We start from the raw sequence: 7,047 nt of genomic DNA, 5'->3' as shown, positions 1-7,047 counted from the left end.
GAATAATCCGGTGAATCGGGTATCTCAACCGTTATGCTGACGAACCAGTGCAATCCTTCTCGGCTGACACGGTAAGACAGCGGTTTGAACTCGATAGGTAAATACCCTCTTTCATCATTATATCGGTAAAAACCACAAATTTTTAATATCTTTTTATGGGTCAACACCAAAATCAATGGTTGAAGTTTGTAATTAAATATGATAGCAATATCTAATCTAGCGAAGGAAAAATACGGAGACTCCTATGGGAACAGGGCGAGCTGAAGATCCACTTGAAAAGCGGGCTTCTTTTCAAGTTAGCTGAAGCCGTCCCCATGGAAAGCGTAGTATTTTTCCGCAGCGGTTACTAAAGCATAACTATATAAAGACTGTCAACCCTTTATTATGGTGAAGAGCCCTTTTTATAGTTTTATAGTTTTTTATAGTTATTCAGAAACAGTTACGAACCCCCTACTCCATTACATCATCATTCATGATTTAATACTTATATCTTCTTCTCTATATTAAATCAAAAAGAGGGATTTTGAAAAGAAATACGAGGTAAGAATGACAATATATTTACTTTTTATAGTCATAAATTATTTCCTGGGGAATAATTCATGGCTTCTGTTGCCCTATCTTTTAAAAACAATGTTACAAATGTCCCTACTTTGATTCTTTATCACTTTAACAAAAAGAATTTGTATTGTAATTTTCAGGTTGATAGGTACATTTCATCAGATAGCAAGCGTATTATTCCATAAATGAAAGAAATCAAGAGAATAGTCGTTACACAACGTTTTTATAACGCAATAATGCGGATATTTGTTCCAATAAAACGTTTAATCGCCTTTGTTCTTCTACCTTCACTACAGTATAATTTCCATTAAATGATTACAAAGGAGAGATGAGGTACGTAATGTGGAAATTGAACAGAATTTTAGGATTATTGGCTATCATTACTTTTATCACCGTATTAGCTGCATGTGGCGACAACAGCGGTGATAGCGAATCAGAAAGTAATGGAATCGATTTAGGAGAAGACAATATTGAGCTGGGAACCGATGATTATGTGTCTAACACCGTGAACTCATACACTGCTAAATTATTACTTGAAGAGATTGGTTATAATGTCCAAGTGAATCAAACGGATGTCGGTGTGCAATATACTGGATTATCTGACGGGGCTACCGATGTCATTGTAGGTGCATGGCTTCCGTATACACATGGAAGTTATTGGGAAGAGTATGAAGATGATCTTGAAAGAATAGGCACCGTAACAGAAGAAGTAGAGCTCGGTTTAGCTGTACCTGCTTATATGGAAGATATCAATTCTATTGAAGATTTAAGAGACAATACGAATAATATTGGAGAGCAGCTGGAATGGGACATCACTGGTATCAGTCCAGGTGCTGGTCAAATGAACTTAATGGAAAATGAAGTCATCCCTGGATATGAATTGAATGATTGGACATTATTAGAAAGTTCAGGTGCCGCAATGGCCGCTGCTTTATCTGACGCTATTAATAATGAAGAGCCGATTGTTGTGACATTATGGACACCACATTGGACGTTCAATGAGTTCGATTTAAAAATCTTAGATGACCCGGAAAACGCATTTGGTGATCCGGACGATATCTTGTCTGTATCAAGAACTGGATTCGAGGAAGATTCCCCGGCAGCTCACCAGCTTATCAGTCAATTTCAAATTACAAAAGAAGATACACAGGAAATGATGTTGCATGTGCAAGAAGGGATGGATCCAGAAGAAGCTGCACAACAATTTCTGGATGAAAACCCGGATTTAAAAGAAGAATGGCTGGAAGGCTTACATTAATTAGATAAACATACGAAGTCAAAAGGGAGATGGGTAACTGTCCATCTCCCTTTTGACATGAATAAAGAATACAAATTCTTAGGATATTTCTCTCTTTAATAATTCTACTTCGCTCTTAGGAACTTTCAAGACAAAGCTTAAACCAACACATAGCATCATATTCACAGCTAATCCCCATAACCCGCTGGCAATCCCTAAAGGCTGCAGTCCTGTAAAAGCCATTACAGATGCAATAATCGTTCCTGTAAGCATACCGATAAACAGCGCATGACGATGGAGCTGTTTCCAGTATAGGCCTAAAAGAAATGCCGGAGCAATTTGAATCAGCAGTTCAAATTTCAGAATAAATATGCGGTACAACGTTGCCGGCGGATACCAGGCAATCACCAGCAGCAAAATGACAACTGCAACACCTGTTATTTTACCAACTAAGATTTGCTTTTTATCACTGGCGTTTTTATTGATATAGCGCCCATAAATATCTTTCGAAATAACTGATGAGAAGGTAAGCAATACCGAATCTGCTGTCGAAATAATCGCAGCAACAATACCGCCAAACAAGAGAACCATTGCCCAATAAAAGAACGGATTTTGCATCGCGATATGATTCGCCATCATTCCTACTAATTGTTCTGATTCACCTTCACTTAAACCGGGAAAAGCTTGAATACCAATAATTCCTATGATAAACACGAACCCCGAAGTGACAAATGGCATCCAAGCCATCGAAGTTAATGATTTTTTTAAGGATTTTTCACTTTTAGCAGCAAAAATCCGCTGAATCGCATGCGGGTAAATAGCGGCTCCAATCATCACCAGAATCAACATACTGTACCAGCTTAGAATACCGCTGCTATCCGGTACCCCCAGTTTTTCGGGAGAAATTGTCGCAGCATATTCTGTTGCAGAAGGCAGGCCGCCAAAGTATATCATGGATCCAATCAGTAATATTGCTACACCAAATAGGAGCGCAATTCCCTGCATCGTATCCGTGTATGCTACAGAACGCATTCCGCCAAGCCAACCATAAATAACCATAACGGTAACAAAAAATATTACAGCAGCTTGATAAGGAATCGTCCCTCCTGTCAAGCCACTGACACCATGTCCAATGGCGATAATCTGTTCCAGCAAGAAGTTTGCTAAGCCATAAAGCATTAAGAAAGATGCGAGCAACGTAACTGCTTTTGATTTAAATCGCTTATCAATATAATCTGAAGGCGTAATAAAATTATGTTTTTTACTCAACGCGTACAGCCTCGGAGCAAACATTAAATAGCCCACTACAATCAAAATAAAAAACGTAATGGATTGCATCCAGAGAAATCCCATACGGTAAGCAGTAGGTGCATAGCCAACAACGGTATTCCCGCTGTACTGGGTAGCAAAAAACGTAAAAAATAACACGAAAACGCTGAGATTGCCGCCGCCTAAGTAAAACTCTTTATTCGATTGGTGAAGTCCCCTATTTCTCCAATATGTAATAAAACCGATAAAAAGCATCAAAAAACCATAGAAAAGCATAATAATAATACCAGAAGTTCCTGAAAATGCGAGATCATTCATTATTCTCTTCCTCCTCCCCCATTTCTTCATCATCCACTATATGCCAGCAAAACTTCAAAATAAGTGTTAAGACAATAGATATGATGAGAGAAACTCCTAATATAATCCAAGCCCAATAAGGTATTCCTAAAATAAAAGGTTCATAGGAACCTGTAGGTAGATACCATGGCACGCTAAAAGCAAGCAGTATAATCAAAATAGACCAAATTTTCCAATTTTTAATTGGTTCCTTTTTTTGTTTCATTTTCTCCCTCCAACCAATTTTTCTAATTATCATTAAAGAAACCTTTTTTTAATTAGAAAATTTCAAACATAGTTTAAACTTTACTTTATAAAAAACGATACAGTATGTCAATCTGCATCTATTATTTTTTTCGCGGATTTTGCGAATGCTGTTTTCTGTTTCTTGTGAACGCATCCTATTAACTGTATTTATCTCTATAACACATTCTAAGTAACTACTTATCACCGCTTCATTTATACATTGTTCTCCTGATAGATCATACGCGATCTTATCTATTTCTGAATCAATAAAACTTTAATAGTCTATCAAAAGAAGGAATCTCTCAAAGAGACTCCTCCCATATTACTTTTATTCATTTATTCCGTTGTTTATAGGGAAATAACATTTTTTTCTTATTCAAGGAAACCTTCTTCAAAAATAGCAAGTAAGTGCTCCAGCGTTACCGGGTCACTGTAAGTAGCTTCCTCTGTACTAAATTCAATCACTTGATTGTTTTCCACTGCTGGAATAGACTGCCAAGTTTCACTCTTCATAAATTCATTGCCTGCTCCCATCTCACTCAAAACAATGAAATCTCCTGCATATTCTGGCAATGTTTCCAAAGATAAACTGTAATAACCGTCAGCAAGTGCATCCTCCTGCACTTTATCCGGCATGGTCAGCTCCATAGCTTGATACAATATTTCTGTTCCTCGGGCCCAGTTATCTCCAAATACAGAGAAGTTTTTAGAGTCTGTTTCAAATACGGAAACAGAAACACCTTCACCATGCTCTTCTTTGACCTTGTCGCCAACTGCTTTTGCGCGTTCGCTGAAGTCATCAATCCATTCCTGTGCTTCTTCCTCTTTATTGAGTAATTTACCAATCTCCAAATGCTGCTGTAGATAATCTAACTTTCCCCAGGTATAAATAACAGTCGGAGCAATCTTTTCCAGTTCATCTAGATTTTCCATATGCGAACCGGCAATAATTAAATCCGGCTCCAATGCTAAAATACCCTCCGGATCATTTTCTGAAACGACCTCCACATCTGCCAAGCCTTCTTCAAACAGCGGACTTGCTTTTGTCCATTCGTCTACCCCTACCAAATTTCCATCAAGAGCGAAGACATTCGGACCATTTGACAATGCGACAATCCGCTGTGAATCAGCAGGTATTTCCACTGGACCTGTCTCCGATTCATATGTCACCATATCATCTTCAGCATTATTTTGTTCTCCATCTGACTGATTGCTACACCCCATAATAAGCAAGCAAAGCATACATCCTAAAAGAAATAATTGTTTCTGCATTTGTTTTCCTCTTTCTGTTTTTTAGTTTAAAACGTTTAATCTTTCAGTCTTGCTAATAAATATAAAAAGTAAGGAGCTCCAATTATTGCGACAATGATTCCTGCTGGCACTTCCGGCTGTTTAATAAAACGGCCGATCATATCTGCCAAGAGCAACAGTAACACTCCTATTAATCCGGAAACAGGAATAACATACTCATGCTTATCACCAACCAGCTGCCTGGCAAGATGAGGAGCAATAAGCCCAATGAATCCGATTCCGCCGCTAACAGAAACACTTGCTGCAGCAAGTCCAACAGCAGCTACTAATAGTCCACGCCGCTCTTTTTCCAGATTTGCACCTAATCCAATTGACGTTTCTTCCCCTAAATGAAGAATATTCAGAACCATCGCTTTAGAGTAAACAAACGGAATCAAAATAATAAGCCAGGGAAGTAATGCAAGCACAAACTGCCAATCAGAACCCCAAATGTTTCCTGCAAGCCAAGTAGCCAGAAATTGATAAGTCTCTGGATTCAATCGCAGTGTTAACACAATCATGAATGCATTAATACCTGCTGCAACGGCAACACCTGTCAACACTAATCGCATCGGTGAAATTCCTTCCGAAGGCTTGTAAGATAGTATATAAATGATAAGCGCGGCTCCAGCAGCTCCAAGAAAAGCTAAAAATGGCATCAGAAAGACAGATAGTGTTGTTGTTACTGCAAAGAAAGATAAAAATAACATCACAGCTAAACCCGCTCCGGCGTTAATGCCGATAATTCCGGGATCTGCCAATGGATTCCGGACAATTCCCTGCAGCACTGCTCCTGAAATTGCAAGTCCCATTCCTACCAGCAAAGCAATAACCATACGCGGCAAACGAAAATCAAATAAAATCAGATTCTGGTGTTCCGTACCTTGTCCGAAGAAAGTTAATATGACTTCTATCGGGGTTAAGTAAATACTCCCTGTGTTTAAGCTGATTAAAAATATAATAATAATCAACAGGACTAAAATAGCGCTAACCAGCATCGCCCTTTGCGCTTTTCTGAACTGGCTATGCTGTTTGTTTTTTTGTATGCTCATACCATTCCCCCGCCCTTTCTTGCCAAGTATAAAAAGAAAGGCACGCCCAATAAGGCAATTAATGCACCAATTGGCATTTCATGAGGAGGACTGATGGTGCGTGCTGCCAAATCAGCCAGCACAACAAGTAAAGCACCATAGATAACAGTTCCTGGAATAATCCAGCGGTAATCCTGCCCAATAAACCAGCGGACAATATGCGGTACCATTAACCCTACAAAGCTTACGGCACCAACAACAGAAACAGCCAGCCCAGCTAAAACAACAATAATAAAGGAAGCAGTGAGCTTAACACGCCCAGTTTTTATTCCTAAACCTACTGCAACCTCTTCCCCTAAGCTTAATAACGTTATCGACCGGGATACTGTCATAGCAGCAATTAATGCTAGAAGTAACCATGGGGTAATTATTTGTAAATGGCTCCAGTTTATTCCGGAAATACCACCTGCATACCAAAAAGCTAAATCCTGTCCAATTTCATAATAAAGCGCAATTCCTTCACTAAGTGCACCTAAAAGCGCACTGACTGCCGCACCAGCCAACACCAGGCGAATCGGGGTCAGCCCGTTTTTTGACAATGAACCCACTCCGTATACAATTCCTGCTCCAAGTGCAGCCCCTAAAAACGAAAATAAAATCATATATAAATAAGGCAAATACGGGAAAAAAGCAAAACAGCAAGCTAACATAAAAACTGCTCCGGCATTTAATCCTAGTAAACCTGAATCAGCAAGCGGATTACGTGTCATCCCTTGCATTAATGCCCCTGCTACAGCAAAGCAACTGCCTACAATAGCTGCCCCGAATATACGGGGAAAACGTATTTCCCTGATAATTTGATGCTGTTGTACACCTGAATCAAATTGGAAGATTGACTGCCATACCGTTTGTAAGGACATATCCGCTGATCCAAGTGAGACAGCCAGCACCAAAGACAATAATAAAAGGATACTCCCAATCCCTAAAATAAACATGCCACGGACAGGGCGGACGGTTTCTTTGACTTCTTTTCGTTCTTCTAGTTTATTCATTGGATGCTAATACCTCTCGTTAATTGCT

The 7,047-nt window shown here is 39.2% G+C and carries 6 protein-coding genes; 1 reads left to right on the top strand and 5 read right to left on the bottom strand.

The annotated features are described in order from the left end of the window. Nucleotides 1-898: 898 nt before the first annotated feature. Entirely contained in the window at nucleotides 899-1,816 is a 918-nt protein-coding gene (locus ACFQ19_RS18815; RefSeq protein ID WP_379594234.1) for a glycine betaine ABC transporter substrate-binding protein, read from the top strand. Between the two features lie 78 nt (nucleotides 1,817-1,894). Here ACFQ19_RS18815 and ACFQ19_RS18810 read toward each other — a convergent pair whose 3' ends face one another. The 5 genes from ACFQ19_RS18810 to ACFQ19_RS18790 all read right to left on the bottom strand — a co-directional run bounded on the left by ACFQ19_RS18810 (nucleotide 1,895) and on the right by ACFQ19_RS18790 (nucleotide 7,019). Further along, nucleotides 1,895-3,382 (bottom strand): sodium:solute symporter family protein, encoded by a 1,488-nt coding sequence (locus tag ACFQ19_RS18810; protein WP_379594233.1) that lies wholly within the window; start codon nucleotides 3,380-3,382, stop codon nucleotides 1,895-1,897. Then, the gene (locus ACFQ19_RS18805; RefSeq protein WP_379594232.1) at nucleotides 3,375-3,626 is read right to left on the bottom strand and encodes a hypothetical protein; all 252 of its coding nucleotides are present in this window, start codon (nucleotides 3,624-3,626) and stop codon (nucleotides 3,375-3,377) included. Before ACFQ19_RS18805 ends, ACFQ19_RS18810 begins: the two co-directional genes overlap by 8 nt. Nucleotides 3,627-4,018: 392 nt before the next feature. Then, the gene (locus ACFQ19_RS18800) at nucleotides 4,019-4,918 is read right to left on the bottom strand and encodes an iron-hydroxamate ABC transporter substrate-binding protein (RefSeq protein WP_379594231.1); all 900 of its coding nucleotides are present in this window, start codon (nucleotides 4,916-4,918) and stop codon (nucleotides 4,019-4,021) included. Nucleotides 4,919-4,953: 35 nt separating this feature from the next. Next, complete coding sequence (locus ACFQ19_RS18795; RefSeq protein WP_379594229.1) at nucleotides 4,954-5,988, bottom strand: FecCD family ABC transporter permease; 1,035 nt, start codon at nucleotides 5,986-5,988, stop codon at nucleotides 4,954-4,956. After that, complete coding sequence (locus ACFQ19_RS18790) at nucleotides 5,985-7,019, bottom strand: FecCD family ABC transporter permease (RefSeq protein WP_379594227.1); 1,035 nt, start codon at nucleotides 7,017-7,019, stop codon at nucleotides 5,985-5,987. Before ACFQ19_RS18790 ends, ACFQ19_RS18795 begins: the two co-directional genes overlap by 4 nt. Nucleotides 7,020-7,047: the final 28 nt, after the last annotated feature.

The organism is Oceanobacillus locisalsi (assembly GCF_042675985.1).
GTDB lineage: Bacteria > Bacillota > Bacilli > Bacillales > Amphibacillaceae > Oceanobacillus > Oceanobacillus locisalsi.
Note: the sequence above shows the minus strand (reverse complement) of the source record. Positions and strands in the feature narration are given on the sequence as shown.

Bases quoted from the DNA above. Each gene is read 5' to 3' on its own strand.
- ACFQ19_RS18815 (WP_379594234.1), top strand. From the start codon at position 899: ATGTGGAAATTGAACAGAATTTTAGGATTATTGGCTATCATTACTTTT.
- ACFQ19_RS18810 (WP_379594233.1), bottom strand. From the start codon at position 3,382: ATGAATGATCTCGCATTTTCAGGAACTTCTGGTATTATTATTATGCTT.
- ACFQ19_RS18805 (WP_379594232.1), bottom strand. From the start codon at position 3,626: ATGAAACAAAAAAAGGAACCAATTAAAAATTGGAAAATTTGGTCTATT.
- ACFQ19_RS18800 (WP_379594231.1), bottom strand. From the start codon at position 4,918: ATGCAGAAACAATTATTTCTTTTAGGATGTATGCTTTGCTTGCTTATT.
- ACFQ19_RS18795 (WP_379594229.1), bottom strand. From the start codon at position 5,988: ATGAGCATACAAAAAAACAAACAGCATAGCCAGTTCAGAAAAGCGCAA.
- ACFQ19_RS18790 (WP_379594227.1), bottom strand. From the start codon at position 7,019: ATGAATAAACTAGAAGAACGAAAAGAAGTCAAAGAAACCGTCCGCCCT.